Source organism: Polynucleobacter sp. AP-Titi-500A-B4, assembly GCF_018688095.1.
Classification (GTDB): Bacteria; Pseudomonadota; Gammaproteobacteria; order Burkholderiales; family Burkholderiaceae; genus Polynucleobacter.
Genome location: NZ_CP061311.1, coordinates 1,854,634 through 1,874,409, shown reverse-complemented (window position 1 = coordinate 1,874,409; position 19,776 = coordinate 1,854,634). Strand labels below are relative to the sequence as shown.

General features: G+C 46.4%; 21 protein-coding genes and 1 other RNA gene. 11 read left to right on the top strand and 11 right to left on the bottom strand.

Translation table 11 applies throughout. The features are described 5' to 3' along the window. Positions 1-4 precede the first annotated feature (4 nt). From nudB to rnpB, 5 genes are all read left to right on the top strand, one after another. On the top strand, positions 5-448 hold the full coding sequence (nudB, locus tag FD968_RS09375; protein ID WP_251367564.1) for a dihydroneopterin triphosphate diphosphatase: 444 nt from the start codon (positions 5-7) through the stop codon (positions 446-448). A gap of 24 nt (positions 449-472) precedes the next feature. Next, positions 473-2,296, top strand: coding sequence for an ABC transporter ATP-binding protein/permease (locus FD968_RS09370; RefSeq protein WP_215365844.1), 1,824 nt, complete (start codon positions 473-475; stop codon positions 2,294-2,296). Positions 2,297-2,305: 9 nt separating this feature from the next. Next, positions 2,306-3,646, top strand: coding sequence for a glycerate kinase (locus FD968_RS09365; protein ID WP_215365842.1), 1,341 nt, complete (start codon positions 2,306-2,308; stop codon positions 3,644-3,646). Position 3,647: 1 nt separating this feature from the next. Beyond that, entirely contained in the window at positions 3,648-4,706 is a 1,059-nt protein-coding gene (pyrC, locus tag FD968_RS09360; RefSeq protein ID WP_215365840.1) for a dihydroorotase, read from the top strand. A 56-nt stretch (positions 4,707-4,762) separates the two neighbouring features. Next, positions 4,763-5,069, top strand: an RNA gene (gene rnpB / locus FD968_RS09355) — RNase P RNA component class A. Here the strand turns inward: rnpB and FD968_RS09350 are convergent. Continuing rightward, positions 5,070-5,492: an OsmC family protein gene (locus FD968_RS09350; RefSeq protein WP_215365838.1), complete on the bottom strand. Its 423-nt coding sequence runs from the start codon at positions 5,490-5,492 to the stop codon at positions 5,070-5,072. Positions 5,493-5,910: 418 nt separating this feature from the next. On the opposite strand from FD968_RS09350, the gene rplM reads away from it, so the two are divergent. The 4 genes from rplM to erpA all read left to right on the top strand — a co-directional run bounded on the left by rplM (position 5,911) and on the right by erpA (position 8,385). Further along, positions 5,911-6,339, top strand: coding sequence for a 50S ribosomal protein L13 (rplM, locus tag FD968_RS09345; protein ID WP_068949468.1), 429 nt, complete (start codon positions 5,911-5,913; stop codon positions 6,337-6,339). A gap of 9 nt (positions 6,340-6,348) precedes the next feature. Beyond that, positions 6,349-6,750 (top strand): 30S ribosomal protein S9, encoded by a 402-nt coding sequence (rpsI, locus tag FD968_RS09340; protein ID WP_015422033.1) that lies wholly within the window; start codon positions 6,349-6,351, stop codon positions 6,748-6,750. Positions 6,751-6,870: 120 nt separating this feature from the next. Next, positions 6,871-7,929, top strand: coding sequence for an N-acetyl-gamma-glutamyl-phosphate reductase (gene argC / locus FD968_RS09335; protein WP_215365836.1), 1,059 nt, complete (start codon positions 6,871-6,873; stop codon positions 7,927-7,929). Between the two features lie 69 nt (positions 7,930-7,998). Further along, a complete protein-coding gene (gene erpA / locus FD968_RS09330; RefSeq protein ID WP_215365834.1) occupies positions 7,999-8,385 on the top strand; it encodes an iron-sulfur cluster insertion protein ErpA in 387 nt (128 codons plus the stop codon). A gap of 9 nt (positions 8,386-8,394) precedes the next feature. Here erpA and FD968_RS09325 read toward each other — a convergent pair whose 3' ends face one another. After that, positions 8,395-9,522, bottom strand: coding sequence for an anhydro-N-acetylmuramic acid kinase (locus FD968_RS09325; RefSeq protein WP_215365832.1), 1,128 nt, complete (start codon positions 9,520-9,522; stop codon positions 8,395-8,397). Positions 9,523-9,610: 88 nt separating this feature from the next. On the opposite strand from FD968_RS09325, the gene tyrS reads away from it, so the two are divergent. Both tyrS and FD968_RS09315 read left to right on the top strand, forming a co-directional pair. Beyond that, positions 9,611-10,846 (top strand): tyrosine--tRNA ligase, encoded by a 1,236-nt coding sequence (tyrS, locus tag FD968_RS09320; protein WP_215365830.1) that lies wholly within the window; start codon positions 9,611-9,613, stop codon positions 10,844-10,846. Beyond that, positions 10,843-11,229 carry a nuclear transport factor 2 family protein gene (locus tag FD968_RS09315; protein WP_215365828.1) on the top strand — a complete coding sequence of 129 codons (387 nt, stop codon included), beginning with the start codon at positions 10,843-10,845 and terminating at the stop codon, positions 11,227-11,229. The genes tyrS and FD968_RS09315 overlap by 4 nt, the downstream gene beginning before the upstream one ends. A gap of 11 nt (positions 11,230-11,240) precedes the next feature. On the opposite strand, the gene ruvB is transcribed toward FD968_RS09315, so the two are convergent. The 9 genes from ruvB to murU all read right to left on the bottom strand — a co-directional run bounded on the left by ruvB (position 11,241) and on the right by murU (position 19,720). Then, the gene (gene ruvB, locus FD968_RS09310) at positions 11,241-12,311 is read right to left on the bottom strand and encodes a Holliday junction branch migration DNA helicase RuvB (protein WP_215365826.1); all 1,071 of its coding nucleotides are present in this window, start codon (positions 12,309-12,311) and stop codon (positions 11,241-11,243) included. A gap of 27 nt (positions 12,312-12,338) precedes the next feature. Then, positions 12,339-12,920 carry a Holliday junction branch migration protein RuvA gene (gene ruvA / locus FD968_RS09305; RefSeq protein ID WP_215365824.1) on the bottom strand — a complete coding sequence of 194 codons (582 nt, stop codon included), beginning with the start codon at positions 12,918-12,920 and terminating at the stop codon, positions 12,339-12,341. 29 nt (positions 12,921-12,949) lie between these two features. Next, complete coding sequence (gene ruvC / locus FD968_RS09300; RefSeq protein ID WP_215365822.1) at positions 12,950-13,468, bottom strand: crossover junction endodeoxyribonuclease RuvC; 519 nt, start codon at positions 13,466-13,468, stop codon at positions 12,950-12,952. Positions 13,469-13,474: 6 nt separating this feature from the next. Then, positions 13,475-15,055 (bottom strand): bifunctional phosphoribosylaminoimidazolecarboxamide formyltransferase/IMP cyclohydrolase, encoded by a 1,581-nt coding sequence (gene purH, locus FD968_RS09295; protein WP_215365820.1) that lies wholly within the window; start codon positions 15,053-15,055, stop codon positions 13,475-13,477. 38 nt (positions 15,056-15,093) lie between these two features. Further along, complete coding sequence (locus tag FD968_RS09290; protein WP_215365818.1) at positions 15,094-15,333, bottom strand: helix-turn-helix domain-containing protein; 240 nt, start codon at positions 15,331-15,333, stop codon at positions 15,094-15,096. Between the two features lie 37 nt (positions 15,334-15,370). Then, the gene (dusB, locus tag FD968_RS09285; RefSeq protein WP_215365814.1) at positions 15,371-16,387 is read right to left on the bottom strand and encodes a tRNA dihydrouridine synthase DusB; all 1,017 of its coding nucleotides are present in this window, start codon (positions 16,385-16,387) and stop codon (positions 15,371-15,373) included. 155 nt (positions 16,388-16,542) lie between these two features. After that, entirely contained in the window at positions 16,543-17,700 is a 1,158-nt protein-coding gene (locus FD968_RS09280) for an FAD-dependent monooxygenase (protein WP_215365812.1), read from the bottom strand. A 3-nt stretch (positions 17,701-17,703) separates the two neighbouring features. Continuing rightward, a complete protein-coding gene (gene pepP / locus FD968_RS09275; protein WP_215365810.1) occupies positions 17,704-19,068 on the bottom strand; it encodes a Xaa-Pro aminopeptidase in 1,365 nt (454 codons plus the stop codon). Further along, positions 19,061-19,720 carry an N-acetylmuramate alpha-1-phosphate uridylyltransferase MurU gene (murU, locus tag FD968_RS09270; protein ID WP_251367563.1) on the bottom strand — a complete coding sequence of 220 codons (660 nt, stop codon included), beginning with the start codon at positions 19,718-19,720 and terminating at the stop codon, positions 19,061-19,063. Before murU ends, pepP begins: the two co-directional genes overlap by 8 nt. Positions 19,721-19,776: the final 56 nt, after the last annotated feature.

The window sequence follows — 19,776 nt, the reverse complement described above, 5'->3', positions numbered from 1 at the left end:
AATCTTGAAAATTCCTATCTCGGTTTTAGTAGTTATCTACAAATCGAATAGGGATGTTTTGTTGATAGAGCGCGCTGATCGCATAGGTTTTTGGCAATCGGTAACTGGTAGCTTAGATGCTCTAGATGAGGATCTAGCATTAGCAGCAACACGTGAGGTTTTTGAGGAAACGGGCATTGCTGTTGCTCAACTGCCAACAGGTGCACTTCGTAATCTGCACCACCAAATCGAATACGAAATTTATCCAGAGTGGCGTTTTCGATATGCGCCAGGCGTTACCAAAAATACTGAACATTGGTTTGCGTTACAAGTGCCAGAGAATACTCAAGTCACACTAGCTCCAAGAGAGCATGTAGCTTATGAGTGGTTACCATTTCAAGAGGCTGCCAAGAAATGTTTTTCACGAAGTAATGGCGAAGCAATTCTCAAATTATTTTCAGCGAACTGAGCGAGAAGCGAATAAGATAGAACGATGAGACATTCATCGGGACACCATCACGGCAGTACAGATGCCAAGCCTTTACAGGGAAGTGACTGGAAGGTCATTCGCGATTTAATTCCCTATCTACTGGAATATAAATTTAGAGTTGCGATTGCTCTAGCCTGTTTGGTTGCTGCTAAGGTTACCAATCTAGGTATCCCTATCTTGCTGAAACGTTTAATTGATGATTTAAACCTCAGGGCAGATTCCCCACAAGTCTTACTGGTAGTTCCAGTAGGGCTCATTCTGGCTTACGGGCTCCTCCGAATGGCTGCCTCCTTATTTGCTGAGTTGCGTGAGTTTCTCTTCGCTAGGGTGACCCAAAATGCTGTCCGCAAAGTCGCTCTCCAGGTCTTTGAGCATTTACATGCTTTGGCGCTGAGCTTTCACCTGGCTCGTCAAACTGGAGGTGTCAGTAGAGATATTGAACGTGGCACTCGCGGTATTCAGTCACTGATTTCTTATTCGCTCTATAGCATCCTACCAACGCTTGTTGAGTTCATTCTGGTGTTGGGCTATTTGGCTTACTCATATGATATTTGGTTTGCAGCAATTACCTTATGTGCATTGATTTTTTATATCGTATTTACTGTAGTAGTAACGGAGTGGCGCACCCATTTTCGCAAGACCATGAATGAGATGGATTCAAAGGCGAATCAGAAAGCAATTGATTCTTTATTAAATTTTGAGACAGTGAAGTATTTTGGTAATGAGGCTTTTGAAGCTAGTCGTTACGACAAAAATTTAGTGCGCTACCAGGCCGCTGCTATTAAGTCGCAAAAATCTTTAGCAGTTCTCAACTTTGGCCAGCAAACAATCATCGCTATTGGCCTGGTTTTAATTTTGTGGCGCGCTACGCTCGGGGTAGTAGATGGCACCATGACCCTAGGTGACCTTGTGTTGGTGAATACTTTAATGATTCAGCTATATATTCCACTCAATTTCTTGGGTGTGATTTATCGCGAGATCAAACAGTCTCTCACGGACATGGAACGAATGTTTTCATTGCTCAATACTGATAAAGAGATTGCCGATTCACCGAATGCCCATCTATTGCAAGTTCATAATTATGGCCATGGGCCCGATGTTCGGTTTGAGAATGTCTCTTTTCATTACGAAGCGAAGCGGGAAATTCTGCACGATGTCAGTTTTAATATCCCCGCAGGCACCATTACTGCAGTGGTGGGTCAAAGCGGCGCAGGTAAGAGCACCTTAGCTCGATTACTTTTTCGTTTTTACGATGTACAGTCTGGAAAGATTCTGATTGATGGTCAAAATATTCAAGATGTGACTCAGGCTAGTTTGCGCAAAGCCATTGGCATCGTCCCGCAAGATACAGTGCTATTTAATGACACCATTGGTTACAACATTGCCTATGGCGATCCTTCGGCAACAATGGAAGAGGTGCAAGAAGCCGCTAGAGCAGCACAAATCGATGGTTTTATTAAGCGCTTGCCGGATGGCTATGACACTCAGGTTGGCGAAAGGGGTTTGAAGTTATCGGGTGGCGAGAAACAGCGCGTGGCTATAGCGAGAACCTTGCTTAAAAAGCCAGCGATGTTAATTTTCGATGAAGCTACTTCGGCCTTAGATTCCAAAACAGAAAGAGCGTTTCAGGAAGAGTTATTGAGTTTGGCGAAAAATCGAACTACCTTGATTATTGCGCATCGACTTTCAACCATTATTCATGCCGACCAAATCTTGGTGATGGATCATGGTCAGATTGTGGAGCGGGGTACCCATCTTGAGTTGCTTATGGCCAAAGGTAGGTATGCGGAAATGTGGCAAATGCAAGAACGTGCCGCACTTGATTAGAATAGCTTGATGACGCAGCCAAATAACCCATCAGTCAACACTGAGGCCATTCTGAAAAATGCCTTTGCGGCTGCAGTTGCCGTGGCGGATCCGCAAGTCATTGTTCCTCAATACTTGGCAAAAATTTTTCCGCCTGGGCAAGAGCCGCAAGGTAAGTGCCTGGTAGTTGGTGCTGGCAAGGCAAGTGCATCTATGGCAAGTGCATTGGAGTCTTACGCTAAAGAAAGTTGGCCAAAGATCAAGATTGAGGGTGTTGTACTAACCCGCTACGGCCATCGTTCTCCAACATCGCAGATCAAGATTGTGGAAGCTGGCCATCCTGTGCCAGATCAAGCTGGCATGGACGGCGCCAAGGAAGTGCTCGCCTTAACGAAACAACTACAAGCAGGTGATGTGTTAATTGCTCTAGTCTCAGGTGGAGGCTCTAGTCTGCTAACCCTTCCAGTTGAAGGTATCTCAATTGAGGATATGCGCAAAACTACTGAGGCACTATTGCGTAGCGGTGCTCCGATTGAGGAAATGAATGTAGTACGTAAACATTTATCTGCAGTCTTAGGCGGCAACTTGGCAAGAGTAGCAATTGCACGTGGTGCACGGGTTGAGGCTTTGTTGATTTCAGATGTGACAGGAGATTCTCCAGCAGATATTGCTAGCGGTCCCTGTGCGGCCGACTACTCTACCTATTTAGATGCCCTGAATATCTTATCTAAATATCGCTTAGGCCAAGACGCTATTCCTGCATCCGTTTTGAGTCATCTCAAACAAGGTGTGGCTGGAGACAGGCCGGAGACATTGAAAGATATTGATCTAGTGGATGCGCAGGTAGCCAATCATGTGATTGCAACGGCATATAAAAGTTTGGAAGCTGCAGCAGACTATGTTCGTTCTCAAGGGTATGAGCCGATCGTTTTGGGTGACACGATTACGGGTGAGGCACAAGAAGTTGGAATTGCTCAGGCCGCATTGGCTCGTGAGTATTTAGCTAAAGATACCAAGCCCCTGGCCCTGATTTCTGGTGGGGAATGTACCGTAACTATTCCTGCGGGTATTAAAGGTCGCGGTGGTCGTTGTAGCGAATATTTACTTTCTCTCTTTGCCGCCAGTTCAGATATGCCAACAATTGCGGCTTTAGCAGCTGACACCGATGGAATTGATGGCAGCGAAAAAAATGCAGGTGCTTGGTTTGATGGACTGATGCGCAAAGCGGGTCAATCTCAGAGTTTGATTCCAGAAACATTCTTAGCGGCGCATGATTGTTACGGCTTCTTTGCAGAATTAGGCGCTTTAGTGGAAACTGGTCCTACACTTACGAATGTGAATGATTTCCGCATCATTTTGCTTAATAAATAATATGTCGAATAATCCAACACAACTTGAATTGATTCAGCCAGATGATTGGCATCTGCATATTCGTGATGGTGCGGTAATGAAAGATGTATTGACTGACACTGCTCGTCAATTTGCACGCGCAATTATCATGCCGAATTTGAAGCCGCCTATTACAACAGTAGAGTTAGCGAAGGCCTATCAATCCCGCATCGAATCGAATTTGAAGGCATTAGGTATCAGTAGTTTTACGCCATTAATGACTCTGTATTTGACTGATAACACTACTGCAGATGAAGTGCGCAAAGCAAAGGCTGAGGGTATCGTTGGATTCAAGCTATATCCAGCGGGTGCCACAACGAATAGCGATGCAGGCGTGAGTGATATCAAGCATTGTTATAAAGCATTAGAAGCAATGCAAACAGTCGGAATGCCATTGTTAGTGCATGGTGAAGTGACGCATGCAGATATCGATATCTTTGATCGTGAGGCAGTATTTATTGATCAGGTCCTTGAGCCTTTACGCAAAGACTTTCCTGAGCTCAAAATTGTGTTCGAACACATTACCACCAAGCAAGCAGCACACTATGTACGCGATGCCTCTACTGGTGGAAAAAATACGATTGCTGCCACGCTCACTCCACAGCATTTGCTGATGAATCGCAATGCCATTTTTGCTGGCGGTATTCGTCCGCATAACTATTGCTTACCAGTCCTTAAGCGTGAAGTGCATCGTGTTGCATTACTAGAGGCTGCTACGAGTGGTAACCCCCGATTCTTCTTGGGTACCGATAGTGCGCCACACGCCAAGGGTGCTAAAGAAGCTGCATGTGGTTGTGCTGGCTGCTACAGCGCCTTCAATGCTTTGGGCTTGTATGCAGAAGCATTTGAGAGTGTTGGTAGCTTGGATAAATTGGAGGGCTTCGCTAGTTTCTATGGCCCCGATTTTTATGCTTTAACGCGTAATACTAAAAAAATTACGCTCTCTAAAAAAGCACAAAGCATCCCTGCTGAATTACCCTTGGGTAATGACACCATCGTCCCCTTGCGTGCAGGCGAAACCATTGCCTGGTCTTTGATTTAATTTCAATATTACGTTTCACAAGCCAATTTGCCCCGTCTGCGTTAGACTGCAGGCGCAGAGTCAATTAGGCAATCGCCGCCTCTTTATTGAGGGGGAGGAAAGTCCGGACTCCATAGGGTAGGGTGATGGCTAACGGCCATCCACGGTGACGTGAGGAATAGGGCCACAGAGACGAGCGTATTTAGTTACGGTGAAACGCGGTAACCTCCACCTGGAGCAATCCCAAGTATGCAGACGATGAGGCGTCCCGCTGAGTCTGCGGGTAGGGAGCTTGAGCCGTTAGGTAACTAACGGCCTAGAGGAATGATTGCCCCTAGATGCGAATCTAGGCGACAGAATCCGGCTTATCGATTGACTCTGCACTTATTCCGAAATGACTTCAACGCTGTAAGTCAGCTCAGCCGTTTTTGCCAGCATGGTGGTTGCTGAGCAATATTTCTCATGGGAAAGCTTAACGGCACGATCTACCTTGGCTTGATCAAGACCCTTCCCTTTGACAGTGAAGTGCAAATTGATCTTGGTGAAGACTTTGGGATCTTCAGAGGCTCTTTCTGCTTGCAGGGCGACATCGCAGGCTGTGACAGCTTGGCGAGCCCTTTGTAGGATTAAAACCACATCGAATGCTGAGCAGCCGCCAGCGCCAGCCAAAAGTAGCTCCATTGGCCTTGGGGCTAGGTTTCTGCCGCCCGCTTCTGGCGCGCCATCCATGTTAACGAGATGTCCGCTGCCGGTTTCTGCTGAAAAAGCCATGCCGCCATTACCCAACCAAGAAACTCGACATTCCATATTAGTGACCCCTAACTTACTAAATTAATCAATATTTTCAATAGTTTACCAATTTTCGTAATTTAATATTCACCTCAAGATAGGGTTAAAAAACGTCAAAAAATTGATTTTGGTCAATTTTCTTGCATTGCACCATAAATCTTGTGTAGAATACCCATATTGGTAGTCAGTCTTGTATAAGACTGCGACTTACCTCCCAGTGTCTCCTCCACCCAAACATAGGTGGATTCCAGCCCAGGACTCGTTCCTGGGTTTTTTTTGGGTTACAATTCAAGGCTTTACTGAATTACCGAACCAGTCAGCGGTAATTTGTTGTACCAGTTAGATTGCAGAATCTGCGAGCTTGCAAACATAAGCAGGGCCAAGGTGGACGTAATTTGATTGGGGTAATTTTTTGACTATAACAATTTGAGAAATCATGAAAACTTTTTCCGCAAAATCCCATGAGGTAAAGCGTGAATGGTTCGTGATTGACGCTACGGACAAAGTCCTCGGTCGTGTCGCCAGTGAAGTGGCACACCGTCTACGCGGCAAGCACAAGCCTGAATTCACACCACACGTTGATACTGGCGACTTTATCGTCGTCATCAATTCATCTAAGCTGCGTGTCACAGGCACAAAAGGCTTGAATAAGATTTATTACCGTCACAGCGGATACCCGGGTGGTATTAGCTCGACTAACTTCGACAAGATGCAAGACCGTTTCCCAGGTCGTGCGTTGGAGAAGGCTGTGAAAGGTATGTTGCCAAAAGGCCCACTAGGCTATGCCATGATCAAGAAATTAAAAGTCTATGGCGACGCTAATCATCCGCATACGGCTCAACAGCCTAAAGCGTTAGAGATTTAAGGAAACCAAATGGCTATTAATTACGGAAATTGGAATTACGGTACAGGTCGCCGCAAGAGTTCTGTTGCGCGCGTATTTATTAAATCAGGCAAAGGCGAAATTACTGTTAATGGTAAGCCTATCGATGCTTATTTTGCTCGTGAAACATCACGCATGATTGCTCGTCAGCCTTTGGCTCTCACAGCCCACTTAACGACCTTTGATATCAAAGTAAACGTTTCTGGTGGTGGTGAAACTGGCCAAGCTGGTGCTGTTCGTCACGGTGTCACTCGTGCATTGATCGACTACGACAACGCTTTGAAGCCAACTCTGTCTAAAGCAGGTTTGGTAACTCGCGATGCTCGTGAAGTTGAGCGTAAAAAAGTTGGTCTGCACGGCGCGCGTCGTCGTAAGCAGTTCAGCAAGCGCTAATTCTTTCAGTCGCTTAAGTTTTATCGAAAGGGTCGCGCAAGCGACCCTTTTTGTTTCTACAATTGAGGTATTGTGAGGTTTGTTTAAAAACTTCTCGTAGTCGGTATTTTGGAGAAAAACATGATTAAGGTTGGCATTGTTGGGGGCACTGGATATACCGGGGTGGAGTTGTTGCGTCTGTTGGCGCAGCATCCCGAAGTCATGATTGTTGCCATTACCTCTCGTACAGAAGCTGGCATGCCGGTAGCTGAGATGTTCCCATCCCTGCGCGGTCGTGTTGATTTGAAATTTACGACGCCAGATGAAGCCAAGTTAAATGAATGTGATGTCGTTTTCTTTGCAACCCCGCATGGTGTTGCGATGGCGCAGGCAAAAGAGCTGCTCGCAAATAATGTCAAGATTTTGGATCTTGCAGCAGACTTCCGTTTAAAAGACGTCAAAGAATTTGCCAAATGGTATGGCATGGAGCATAGCTGCCCAGACATTTTGGCTGAGGCCGTTTATGGTTTGGCAGAGATTAATCGTGATGCGATTAAAAAGGCACGTGTTGTTGGTCTTGCTGGTTGCTATCCTACTTCTGTGCAGTTGGGTCTTGCACCATTGCTTTCACCAAAATCCACTGGTGGTAAGCAATTGATTGATGGCAACCACATTATTTCGGACTCGAAATCTGGAACTTCAGGTGCAGGACGTAAAGCCGAGATTGGCACCTTGCTATCTGAGGCGAGTGACAACTTCAAGGCATACGGTGTTAAAGGTCATCGCCACCTCCCTGAAATCGTGCAAGGCCTAAAAGCCATCGCAGGTCATGATCAGATTGGTCTGACATTTGTACCGCATCTCACCCCAATGGTGAGGGGAATTCATTCGACTTTGTACGTGCGTTTAACAGATGCTGGTAAGGGCCTTGATTACCAAAAGCTCTACGAAGACTTCTACAAGGGCGAGCCCTTTGTGGATGTCATGCCAGCTGGCAGTCATCCGGAGACACGCTCTGTGCGGGGAAGTAATGGCATTCGGATTGCAATCCATCGTCCCGGTGATGGCGATACTTTGGTCATTTTGGTGGTAGAAGACAATTTGGTGAAGGGTGCTTCTGGCCAAGGCGTGCAATGTATGAACTTGATGTTTGGCCTGCCTGAAACTACAGGCCTTACCCAGATTGCTGTATCACCATAAAGACCCTTGTGCAAGCTAGGCATTTAAAGCCTAGAATGTCAGTATTGCCTTTTGATTTAGGAGTGAACCATGACCCAATTAGCTGCCCAAGAAACTGCCCAACCCGCACAAGACTTAGCCGAGCCACCAACTCCATTGGTGTTTACGGACAGCGCTGCTGCAAAAGTGGCTGACTTGATCGCTGAGGAAGGTAACCCAGAGTTGAAGTTGCGCGTATTCGTTCAAGGCGGTGGCTGCTCAGGTTTTCAGTATGGCTTCACATTTGATGATGCTGTAAATGAAGATGACACCCTCTTTGAGAAGAATGGCGTTACCCTTTTAGTTGATTCAATGAGCTTCCAGTACTTAGTTGGTGCTGAGATTGATTACAAAGAAGATATCAACGGATCACAATTTGTAATTAAGAACCCAAATGCTCAAACTACTTGTGGCTGTGGATCTTCTTTCTCTGCTTAAAGGTATTCACTACGCAGGATAGCAAGCGCCTAGAATTCTAGGACCCTTCGCTCCCGTAACGGCTGGCAGATTTGCTGGCCGTTTTTCTTTATGGGCCCATGCAAGCCAAGCAAAAGCTAAGCCTTCAACTTGTTGTGGATCAATGCCTGCAGAATCACTGGTTGTAATTTCTAAAGCTTGCTTAAAGAGATGTTGTGCTTTGACTTTGAACAAATTCATCAAGGCTTTATTTTGGGCACCGCCTCCACAGACAATCAGCTTCTGGGTTTGCGGAGCATGACGCACTAAAGCCTCTAGCACTGAATGGGCTGTCAGGTGCAATAGTGTGGCTTGTACATCTTCGGCGTGATGATTATCTTTTCCGATTTTTTCTTGTAACCAAGCAAGATGAAAATCATCTCTCCCAGTACTTTTTGGTGGCACTTTGGAAAAGAAGGGGTCGGACAACATCTTTGCTAGCAGCGCTTCATTGACTTTTCCTTGCAGTGCCCAGCTACCATTCTCGTCAAAAGTATTTCCTTGATGTTCATGTATCCAAGCATCCATCAACATATTGCCGGGACCGCAATCAAAACCAGTAACTACCCCATCATTCGGAAGTAATGTGAGATTGGCAATACCGCCAATATTAAGAATGGCTAAATTTTTATCTTCTACAAATTGCTGCGCATGAAAAGCTGGAACTAGTGGAGCGCCATGTCCGCCAGCAGCTAAGTCACGACTTCTGAAATCTGCGATGACATCGATACCCGTTTTTTCTGCCAAGAGGGCTGGGTTTAATGTTTGATGTGTGTAAGCCAATTCGCCCAAATGGGGCTGATGGCGAATAGTTTGACCATGGGCACCGATCGCAGAAACATCGGCAGCTTGTAAGTTAGCCCGTTTCAGAAGCTGACGAACCGCTTCTGCATAAGCTAAAGCTAGGGCATTGCCTGCCTGTTTTTCGCGATGAAGCTCATTGGGGCCGGGGCTTTGAAGCTCAAATAAGGCTTTGCGTAGTTCGGGGCTAAAGGGGGTGCTGACAGCCTCTATTGTGCTTGCTTCTCCCTTAGGCCCAACTTTGGCCAAAACAGCATCTATCCCATCTAGGCTGGTGCCAGACATGAGGCCGATGTAGAGGGAAAGGCGCTGGGTCATAGGGTTCCGAGTTTAACTCTCAGTGATGCGACAATTATGCTTTAGCAATCTCAATACTAATTTAACTGAAACATTTATCCGAATCAGCATGACGGCTAAACCAGAACAAAAATATCCTTTGACCCCTGAAGTCTTTGCGGCGCTTGAAGTCACTAAACGTGGCTGTGATGAGTTATTGGTTGAGACAGACTGGGTCCAAAAACTCGCCCGTAGCCAGGCCACCAAGACCCCCCTACGAATTAAATTAGGTTTAGATCCTACTGCTCCCGATATTCATTTGGGGCACACGGTTGTTTTGAACAAATTGCGCCAGTTACAAGATTTAGGACATACAGTCATTTTCTTGATCGGTGATTTCACCAGCATGATTGGTGATCCATCTGGTCGTAATGCCACTCGTCCTCCATTGACTGCTGAAGAGATTGCGGTCAACGCAGAAACTTACTACCGCCAAGCGAGCATGGTTCTTGATCCTGCCAAAACAGAAGTGCGTTATAACAGCGAGTGGTGTGATCCCCTTGGCGCACGTGGCATGATTCAGTTGGCCGCTAAACATACTGTTGCCAGAATGTTAGAGCGTGACGACTTTACAAAACGCTACCGTAATGGCGTACCCATTTCTATTCATGAGTTTTTGTATCCACTCATGCAAGGCTATGACTCTGTTGCACTCAAGAGTGATTTAGAGCTCGGCGGTACTGACCAAAAATTTAATCTCTTAGTTGGCCGTGAACTTCAACGTGAGTATGGCCAAGAGCCCCAATGTATTTTGACCATGCCGCTCTTGGTTGGCCTTGATGGCGTAGAAAAGATGAGTAAGTCCAAAGGTAACTACATTGGCATCAGTGAGCCTGCAAATAATATGTTCGGCAAGCTCTTGAGTATTTCAGATGATTTGATGTGGGATTACTTCACGCTACTGTCATTTCGCCCAATGTCTGAAATTGATCTCATGAAGCAAGAAGTAGCTGCTGGTCGAAATCCAAAAGATTGCAAGGTACTACTCGCACAAGAAATCGTCGCACGCTTTCATTCACAAGCAGCCGCAGAAAAAGCCTTGGAAGACTTTAATCACCGCGCTAAAGGTGGGGTGCCCGATGATATTCCAGAAGTCAATCTTGCGGGAGCTCCAATGGGAATCGCTAGCTTACTAAAGGCTGCTGGCCTAGCCCCTTCCACCTCGGAGGCGATGCGCAACGTCGAGCAAAACGGTGTGAAAATTGATGGCGCAACTGTGTCTGATAAACAGGCAAAGATTGAGGCGGGTACTTACGTTGTACAAGTTGGTAAGCGTAAGTTTGCGAAAGTGACTCTTACTCCATGACTGGAGAAATGACCCATCAGAGGGCAATTGAATTAGAGGCGGAAAAGCTAGAACGGCTTTCCGTTCAGTTGATTCAGGATAAGAACTGGCAAGCGTTAGACCAAATGCTTGCACCAGAGTGTCAATTCGTTAGCTCTCAAGGCGCTTGTGACAAAGCAAGTGCAATGCGCTTGATGAAGGAAATGAATCTTGGTCCTGTGAAGTTCAAGGACTTTAAGGTAACTGAGGCAGAAGATACGCTGATTGTTAGTTTTTGGATTGCAGCATTAGAGTATCGCGATGGTAAAGAGCTCTCACCTGACTATTCTCCGCGACTTAGCGTTTGGAAAAAGATAGCCAGCCAGTGGCAATGCATTGCTTATGCCGACTTGATTTCTGGCTAAAAAGAATTACTTTATAAATCTAAGCTAGCACTACTGCTGGGCGGCGTCAAACCAAAGTGCTCATACGCCTGACGAGTTGCCACTCGGCCACGCGAAGTTCTTTGGAGATAGCCCTGTTGGATTAAATAAGGCTCCAAAACATCCTCAATGGTGTCGCGCTCTTCGCCAATCGCTGCCGCTAAGTTATCGATACCCACTGGGCCGCCATCAAATTTGTGCAAAATGGCTTCGAGTAATTTTCTATCCATCACATCAAAGCCGCTCGGATCTACATCAAGCATTTTTAATGCGGCATCAGCCATGGCTTTAGTAATGGTGCCGGTACCTTTTACTTCCGCGTAGTCGCGTACACGGCGTAGTAGGCGGTTGGCAATGCGGGGTGTGCCGCGCGCCCGCTTTGCAATCTCGATAGATCCTTCGGGATCGATATCTGCTTTGAGTAAGCTGGCTGAGCGATTAATAATTTTGGTAAGTTCTTCGGTAGTGTAGAACTCAAGTCTTGCCACAATCCCAAAGCGATCACGTAAGGGATTCGTCAGCATACCGGCACGAGTTGTTGCGCCAATCAAAGTAAATGGCTTGAGATCAATCTTGACGCTACGTGCTGCAGGCCCTTCGCCAATCATGATGTCAAGGCTGTAGTCCTCAAGCGCTGGATACAGAATCTCTTCTACGACCGGCGAAAGTCTATGAATCTCATCAATAAAGAGTACATCGTTGGCTTCTAAATTGGTTAGTAAAGCAGCGAGATCACCAGGTCTATCAAGGACTGGGCCGCTAGTTTGGCGCAAGTTCACACCAAGCTCTCTAGCGATGATATGGGCTAGAGTAGTTTTACCAAGGCCTGGAGGCCCAAATAAAAGAACGTGATCAAGAGCTTCCTGGCGTGCCCTCGTAGCACTAATAAAAATTTCTAATTGGGCGCGTGCTTTTGTCTGACCAACGTACTCGTCGAGTTGTTTTGGTCGCAGAGCTCTTTCAAAGACAGCTTCAGAATTACCGGCAGCCCCACTAACAATGCGGTCATTGCCTTCAGGTAAATCTTCTGGAATAGAACTGAGGTCGTCTGTATGAATTGCCATGCTACGAGTTTAGTGCTGTTTGGCTATTTAGGCTTTAGATAAATACTTTAAGCCCATACGGATACCATCCGATACATTGGTATCTGGTGGAATTTGCTTGAGAGCCAAGAGCGCTTCTTTTTCTGAGTAGCCTAGCGCCAAGAGCGCTTGCAGCACTTCGCTATTGGCATCTAATGCTTGAGGCTTGCCAGCGGTAATGCCTAAGTCTGGAGCTAATTTACCTTTCAGCTCTAAACAAAGTCTTTCAGCAGTTTTCTTACCAATGCCAGGAACTTGAGTGAGGCGACCTGCCTCTTGAAGAGCGATTGCTTGGGCCAATTCATTCACGCTCATGCCTGAGAGAACGGCTAATGCAGTTCTAGAGCCAACGCCGCTAATCTTGATGAGTTGTCTAAATGCCTCACGCTCGGTCTCAGTCGCAAAACCAAAAAGCTGCTGAGCATCTTCACGAACTTGGAAGTGGGTGAGAAGGGTAATTTTTTGACCCGCCTGGGGTAATTGATACAAAGTGCTCATTGGCACATCCACTTCATAGCCAATACCTTGGCAATCTACCAAGAGGCGAGGTGGGTGAACTGAAACGAGGATGCCTTGAATGCGACCAATCATGTAGAGATCTTAACCTGTGATGGGTATTTTTACTTGCTACGTTTTTTGGGGATCAACGCCGCTGTAATGGCTCTCGGAATCTGCGCATGATGAGCGGCGCAGATGGCAACCCCCAATGCATCAGATGCATCAGTACCAGGGGCGCGATTTAATCTCAGGAGGCGCTTCACCATTTCTTGTACTTGCGGTTTGGCTGCACGGCCTGTGCCCACAATCGCTTGTTTCACTCGAAGTGCGCTGTATTCAGCAACGGGAAGTTTTTCTGAAACGAGGGCAGCAATCACAGCACCCCTTGCTTGACCCAACATCAGTGTTGACCGTGGATTGACATTGAGGAAGACTTCTTCAATCGCAGCAGATTCTGGACGATAGGTTTCTAGCACTTCTTTAACGCCGGCATAGAGAGCGCCTAAGCGCTCTGGTAGACCTTTAGCGGGATCGCCGCTCTCAATTGTTCCCGATGCTACATAAGTGAGTTTTTGGCCATCTACATCGATGACACCAAAACCGGTGGTACGTAAACCTGGGTCGATTCCAATCCAGCGCATGAGTTCTTAATGACGGAAGTGACGCGTGCCAGTAAAGATCATGGCAATGCCATGCTCGTTTGCTGCTGCAATGATTTCATCATCACGCATACTGCCACCTGGCTGAATGGCGCAGCTCGCGCCACCATTCACCACTACATCCAAACCATCGCGGAATGGAAAGAAGGCATCACTTGCTACTGCAGAGCCTTTCAGGCTCAAGCCAGCGTTTTCAGCTTTAATACTCGCCATGCGAGCAGAGTCAACACGACTCATTTGGCCGGCGCCAATACCGAGAGTCATACCGTTAGCGCAATACACGATGGCATTGGATTTCACAAACTTCGCGACACGCCATGCAAACATCATGTCATTCATTTCGCTCGGGGTAGGTTGTCTCTGGCTAACAACGCGCATTTCATTTTGCAGCACATTTTTTGCATCTGGCGATTGAACCAATAAGCCACCACCAACTCGCTTAAAGTCAAAAGTATTAAATGCAGTACCAAGTGGAATCTCTAAAAGACGAACATTCTGTTTAGCGGCAAAGATAGCTTTAGCTTCATCACTAAAGCTCGGAGCAATCAATACCTCTACAAATTGTTTGGAGATCTCTTGGGCTGCAGCGCCATCACAAGGAATGTTGAAGGCAATGATGCCGCCAAAGGCTGAGCTTGGATCGGTTTTAAATGCTTTTTGATACGCCTCAAGTGCTGTAGCGCCTACAGCTACACCACAGGGGTTAGCGTGCTTGATGATGACGCAGGCTGCAGCACCGCCAACATTGCCTGTGAAACTCTTGACACACTCCCAAGCAGAGTCTGCGTCAGCAATATTGTTGTAAGAGAGTTCTTTGCCTTGTAACTGCTTATAGTTTGCAAGCGCGCCACCTACTGGATAGATGTCTTTGTAGAACGCTGCAGATTGATGTGGATTTTCACCGTAACGCATCTCTTGCACCTTTTCAAAAGCAAGGTGCAAAGTTTCTGGATAGGCAGAGCGTACTTTGTGATCTAGGTCATCACCTAGTGCGGAGAGATAATTAGCGATTGCACCGTCATATTGCGCAGTATGTGCAAATACTTTTTTAGCCAAGGCTAAATTGGTTTTATAGGAAACCACATTCTTATTGGCTTTCATTTCCGCCAATACTGGGGCGTAATCTTCTGGAGAGATCAACACTGTCACATCTTGATGATTTTTAGCTGCTGCCCGCAACATAGCCGGGCCGCCAATGTCGATATTCTCTACAGCATCCTCAAAAGAACAACTTTCTTTAGCAACTGTCTCATTAAATGGATAGAGATTGATCACCAACATATCAATGGTGTCGATGCCATGCTCTTTAAGGGCTGCCATATGTTCCGGAAAGTCTCTACGAGCCAATAAGCCGCCGTGAACCATTGGGTGAAGTGTCTTGACTCGTCCATCAAGCATCTCAGGAAATTTAGTCAAAGAAGATACTTCGACTACAGGTAGATTGTTCTCGGCTAAAAGTTTTGCTGTACCACCAGTAGAGATCAGCTTGATGCCTTGCTCATGAAGTGCTTTAGCAAAAGGGACGATGCCATTTTTATCAGAGACGGAGAGAAGCGCTGTACGGATCATAAGTTTTCAGAAGGTGATGTAATTAAAGGGCGAGGTCATTATTTGAGTAGCTGATGCTCAACGAGTTTCTTGTGCAAAGTATTGCGGTTGATACCAAGATATTGAGCGGCTAAAGACTGATTGTATTTCGCATGCTGCATGACGAGTTCAAGCATCGGTTTTTCAACAACCGCCAATACCATCTGATAGATATCATTTGGAGGTGTGCCCTTGAGGTCATTGAGGTAACCTTGCAATTGCGTTTCAATACATTCGCTGATTGGGTGCTTATTGTTCATAAAAATTCTAGAAATCCTAAATACTAAAAATAAATAACTACGCTGCTTCTAAAAAGAGCAGGCGGTCAGAATGAGATTTCATTTCATCAAAATAATCATTGACCATTTGTAATTGGGTTTTGCAGTCGTCTGCAGTATTCATGCGTTGACGGAAAGCATGTGAATCACGTAAGCCTTTGCAGTACCAGCCAATATGTTTTCGGGCGGTACGCAAGCCAATATGCTCGCCGTAAAACTCGTAGTGGTCTAAAAGGTGGGCATTCATGATGCCCTGGATTTCCTTGATCTCTGGTGTGGGCAACTTGCCCCCAGTCTCTAGGTAGTGATGAATTTCGCGGAAGATCCAAGGACGACCTTGTGCGGCACGACCGATCATGATGGCATCGGCACCAGTGCTTTTTAGGACAAACTCAGCTTTTTCTGGATTGCTGATATCGCCATTAGCAACTACGGGAATCTTGACGCTGTTCTTTACAGCGGTAATCGTTTCATACTCTGCCTCACCATGGTATAGGTCTGCACGCGTGCGGCCATGAACAGTCAACATCGAGATGCCAGATTTTTCTGCAAGGCGGGCGATCTCGATGGCGTTCTTATGTTCGCGATCCCAGCCAGTACGAATTTTTAATGTTACTGGCACTGCATCAGGACCAACACCTACTGCATTGACTACTGCTTCTAAAATTTGTTGCACTAGTGGCTCATCACGTAGCAATGCAGAGCCAGCGGCAACGTTACAAACTTTCTTGGCTGGACATCCCATATTGATATCAATGATTTGCGCGCCATGATCGACATTGATCCTTGCAGCTGCTGCCATCATGGCAGGATCGGCGCCTGCAATTTGGACGGCGATGGGTTTGAACTCACCAATGTGGTTTGCGCGACGTTGGGTTTTTTCACTTTTCCAGAGAAGCGCATTTGATGCCACCATTTCAGAGACGGCATAGCCTGCGCCCAATTTCTTGCAAAGTTGACGAAACGGACGATCTGTTACCCCCGCCATGGGCGCAACAAAGAGTCTATTTGCGAGGATATGCGGGCCAATCTTCATTGAATGGGGTATTTGCTTGGGTGGCTTAGTCAGAGAGTCTTGCGGAAAGCATGACACTTTAGCACAGTTGGTGTTAAATCTGCCTATTTTTTAGGCAGATTGCTTGATTCAAATCAACCGTTGAATGGGTAGATTTTGAGGGCTATTTAAGCCCCTTAGCGCCTACCAAACATCATCTGGCGAGCTAAGGCTGTTTTGACTGGTGGAAGCCACTGAAGGGCTGATAAAGCCAGTCCTCGAGCTACGACTACAGGAGCGAGATTCGAGGTGAATATTCTAGCCATAAAGTCTGTCAATCCAATGGTCGTGGTTCTATCGATCTTGCGACTGCTTGCATAACTTTCCAAAGCATCATGAATGTGTTCTGGCGTTTTTTTATCTACTGAACCCGAATAAAGGCCTGCTAATTTTTCAGCTAACAAGTAGGCGTCTCGCAAGCCCAAGTTCAAGCCTTGTCCTGCAACGGGATGCAAAGTTTGTGCGGCGTTGCCAATCCAAACTTCATTATCTTTTGTAATTTGCTTACGATAATTCAGACCAAGCTCATATAAACGACGATCTTGAATTTTCAGGAAACGCCCAATTCGCGAACCAAATTCTTTTTGTAATGCATTTAGGAAATCAGCATCGCTCAATTGCAAGCGTTGTTGTGATGACTCAGGTGAACCACACCACACGAGATTGAGAATATTAGGTCCGTAGTGACTTGGTAATACTGCTAATGGACCCTCAGCGGTGAAGCGCTCCCAGGCTTGATGAGGCAGGGCATCATCGACTTCTACTAATCCCACAAGGGCAGATTGTCCATAGTCTCGACCAGACTCTACCCAGTCTTGTTTTTTAAAGAGACCGCCTTCAGCATGAACCACACACTTAGTATTGAAGGGGACGTGTGCACTATCGTCCTCGATATACTGCCAAGCAAACTTCGGGCTCTTTGCTTGAATATTTCTTAGGGCCTGGCGAAGCGTGATGTGGATATCACGGTAGCGAATAATATGACCGAGTGCCTCTTGGCTCAATTCTTCACGAGTCATCAGTGCACGACCAAAGCGACCGGCTTGTGAGACATGCACACGATGGATGTCTGCACAATCTTTAGGCCATGCATCGATCGTATCTAGTAAAAGTTTGCTGCCATGTGAAAGTGCAATACCTCTACTATCGGCTGCTGCTAAATCGGCATCATTGATAGGATTGCGGTCTAGTAGCGTGAGTTTTGCTTCAGGAAATTTTTGTAAGATCCATGCTGCACAGGCGAGACCAACAGGCCCACCACCATGAATCAGAATGTCGCAATCGTTCGCACTCATGCTCTAGCTGTTCTTCATGAGGGCTTCAATTTCATCGGCTTTGACTGGTACGCCACGTGAAATTAACTCGCAACCCGAGTCATTGATGACGACATCATCTTCAATACGGATACCAATATTCCAAAAAGCTTCATCGATATCGTCTGCAGGCCTGATATATAGACCTGGCTCGATCGTGAGTACCATGCCACTTTTAAGAATACGCCAAGGTTTTTCTGTTTGAGGCGTTGCAATGGATTCGCGATAGGAGCCAACATCATGCACATCCATACCAAGCCAATGAGAAGTGCGGTGCATATAAAAGCGACGGTAAGCGCCAGTTTCAATCGCATTTTCCAGAGAGCCTAGTTCTGCAAGTTTGAGAAGCTTTTCATCAAGCAAGCCTTGGGTGAGTACTTTCAGGGCTGCTTCATGCGGCTGCATAAAAGTATTGCCCGGCTTTGTCATAGCAATGGCTGCTTCTTGTGCAGCTAATGTAATGTCATATAGAGCGCGTTGTGGACCAGTAAATTTTCCATTAACCGGGAAGGTGCGCGTGATATCTGAGGCGTAGCCATCTAACTCACAACCAGCGTCTATTAAACACAATTCGCCACTGCGTAATTCCGTTGATCCTGCGCGGTAGTGCAGGATGCAAGAGTTAGCGCCTCCAGCAACAATACTGTTGTAAGCCACGCTCTGTGCGCCACTCTGGCGGAACTCATGCAGCAATTCTGCTTCGAGTTGATACTCGCGCATGCCAGGCTTACAAATTTGCATGGCACGAATGTGGGCACGTGCAGAGATCGCTGCAGCGCGCCGCATGATATCGATTTCATGTGCATCTTTGAATAAACGCATTTCATGAATGATTGCTTCAACATCATGAAATTCTGATGGTGGATTAATGCCACTCCGAGCCTGCCCTCGCACTTGTTTCATCCAATGACGTATGCGTCGATCTGCTTCTGCACTTTCGGCTAGGCGCACATAAATAGCGCTCTGATCGGCTAATAGTTCACCAACTTTTTGATCAAGCTCGTGATTGCTGTGAGCGAACTCTATGCCTAAAATCTCTGGCGCGGCTTCTGGCCCCAAGCGAATGCCATCCCAAATTTCTCGTTCGAGATCTTTAGGCCTGCAAAATAGATGAGACTCCAGTTGATAGCTCTTTTCACTCGCGCTGACTTTCATCACCAGAGTTGCTTCTGGCTCTTCAAATCCTGTGAGATAGAAAAAATCACTGTCATGGCGATAGGGAAAATCACTGTCGCGATTGCGGGCCAGCTCGGGCGCAGTTGCAATGACGGCAATACCACCACCAGTTTTGGTAAAGATCTGTTTTGCTAAAGCATTTCTGCGAAGCTGATAAATATCCGTTTTATTCATATGCTGCATTGAGCTCTTGTAAGCGTTGCGGTGTACCTACATCGTGCCACGGACCGACATATTTTTCACCAGACACTTTATTTTGCTCCATGGCCGTTATGAGTAGGGGTGCCAGCTTGGCTGGGCTCCCTATTTCTAGATCCCTAAAAAGATCCTTGTGGTAGATACCAATCCCCGAAAAGGTCAGTCTTTCCGCTTCCCCAGGATTATTGGAGCTGACCCTTGTTCCTTGAAGATAAAAGTCGCCATGAGGATGTTGGCTTGGGTTTGGCACCATGAAAAGATGAGCCAAGGGTTTATTGGAGTTATTTCTTAGATTGGAAGTTGTCTCCAGAATTTTATTCACTGGCAAATTGGGACTAAAGACATCCCCATTAATGACTAAGAAATAATCATCTGGTTCAAGCAAGGGGAGTGCCTTAGCGATTCCGCCCGCCGTTTCTAAAGCAGTAACTTCTGGGGAGTACTGAATTTGAAGGCCAAAGTGTTCGCCTGATCCCAGTGTGGATTCAATTTTATTGCCTAGCCAAGCGTGATTAATCACAACATTCTTGATTCCGGCGTTCGCTAATGCCTCTAAGTGCCAAGCAAGCAGTGATTTATTCTGAATAGTCAGTAAGGGTTTAGGTAAATCGTCAGTCAGGGGTCGCATGCGTTCACCCCTGCCCGCGGCAAGCAAAAAGCAAGGAAGAAGATTGCTCTTAATCA

What these genes read in the sequence shown, in the direction of transcription:
- FD968_RS09290 (WP_215365818.1), bottom strand. Translation starts at nt 15,333, where the DNA reads ATGAACAATAAGCACCCAATCAGCGAATGTATTGAAACGCAATTGCAA.
- murU (WP_251367563.1), bottom strand. Translation starts at nt 19,720, where the DNA reads ATGCGACCCCTGACTGACGATTTACCTAAACCCTTACTGACTATTCAG.
- pyrC (WP_215365840.1), top strand. Translation starts at nt 3,648, where the DNA reads ATGTCGAATAATCCAACACAACTTGAATTGATTCAGCCAGATGATTGG.
- ruvC (WP_215365822.1), bottom strand. Translation starts at nt 13,468, where the DNA reads ATGCGCTGGATTGGAATCGACCCAGGTTTACGTACCACCGGTTTTGGT.
- FD968_RS09350 (WP_215365838.1), bottom strand. Translation starts at nt 5,492, where the DNA reads ATGGAATGTCGAGTTTCTTGGTTGGGTAATGGCGGCATGGCTTTTTCA.
- FD968_RS09370 (WP_215365844.1), top strand. Translation starts at nt 473, where the DNA reads ATGAGACATTCATCGGGACACCATCACGGCAGTACAGATGCCAAGCCT.
- rpsI (WP_015422033.1), top strand. Translation starts at nt 6,349, where the DNA reads ATGGCTATTAATTACGGAAATTGGAATTACGGTACAGGTCGCCGCAAG.
- erpA (WP_215365834.1), top strand. Translation starts at nt 7,999, where the DNA reads ATGACCCAATTAGCTGCCCAAGAAACTGCCCAACCCGCACAAGACTTA.
- argC (WP_215365836.1), top strand. Translation starts at nt 6,871, where the DNA reads ATGATTAAGGTTGGCATTGTTGGGGGCACTGGATATACCGGGGTGGAG.
- FD968_RS09280 (WP_215365812.1), bottom strand. Translation starts at nt 17,700, where the DNA reads ATGAGTGCGAACGATTGCGACATTCTGATTCATGGTGGTGGGCCTGTT.
- FD968_RS09365 (WP_215365842.1), top strand. Translation starts at nt 2,306, where the DNA reads ATGACGCAGCCAAATAACCCATCAGTCAACACTGAGGCCATTCTGAAA.
- ruvB (WP_215365826.1), bottom strand. Translation starts at nt 12,311, where the DNA reads ATGGCAATTCATACAGACGACCTCAGTTCTATTCCAGAAGATTTACCT.
- FD968_RS09325 (WP_215365832.1), bottom strand. Translation starts at nt 9,522, where the DNA reads ATGACCCAGCGCCTTTCCCTCTACATCGGCCTCATGTCTGGCACCAGC.
- dusB (WP_215365814.1), bottom strand. Translation starts at nt 16,387, where the DNA reads ATGAAGATTGGCCCGCATATCCTCGCAAATAGACTCTTTGTTGCGCCC.
- rplM (WP_068949468.1), top strand. Translation starts at nt 5,911, where the DNA reads ATGAAAACTTTTTCCGCAAAATCCCATGAGGTAAAGCGTGAATGGTTC.
- FD968_RS09315 (WP_215365828.1), top strand. Translation starts at nt 10,843, where the DNA reads ATGACTGGAGAAATGACCCATCAGAGGGCAATTGAATTAGAGGCGGAA.
- purH (WP_215365820.1), bottom strand. Translation starts at nt 15,055, where the DNA reads ATGATCCGTACAGCGCTTCTCTCCGTCTCTGATAAAAATGGCATCGTC.
- ruvA (WP_215365824.1), bottom strand. Translation starts at nt 12,920, where the DNA reads ATGATTGGTCGCATTCAAGGCATCCTCGTTTCAGTTCACCCACCTCGC.
- tyrS (WP_215365830.1), top strand. Translation starts at nt 9,611, where the DNA reads ATGACGGCTAAACCAGAACAAAAATATCCTTTGACCCCTGAAGTCTTT.
- pepP (WP_215365810.1), bottom strand. Translation starts at nt 19,068, where the DNA reads ATGAATAAAACGGATATTTATCAGCTTCGCAGAAATGCTTTAGCAAAA.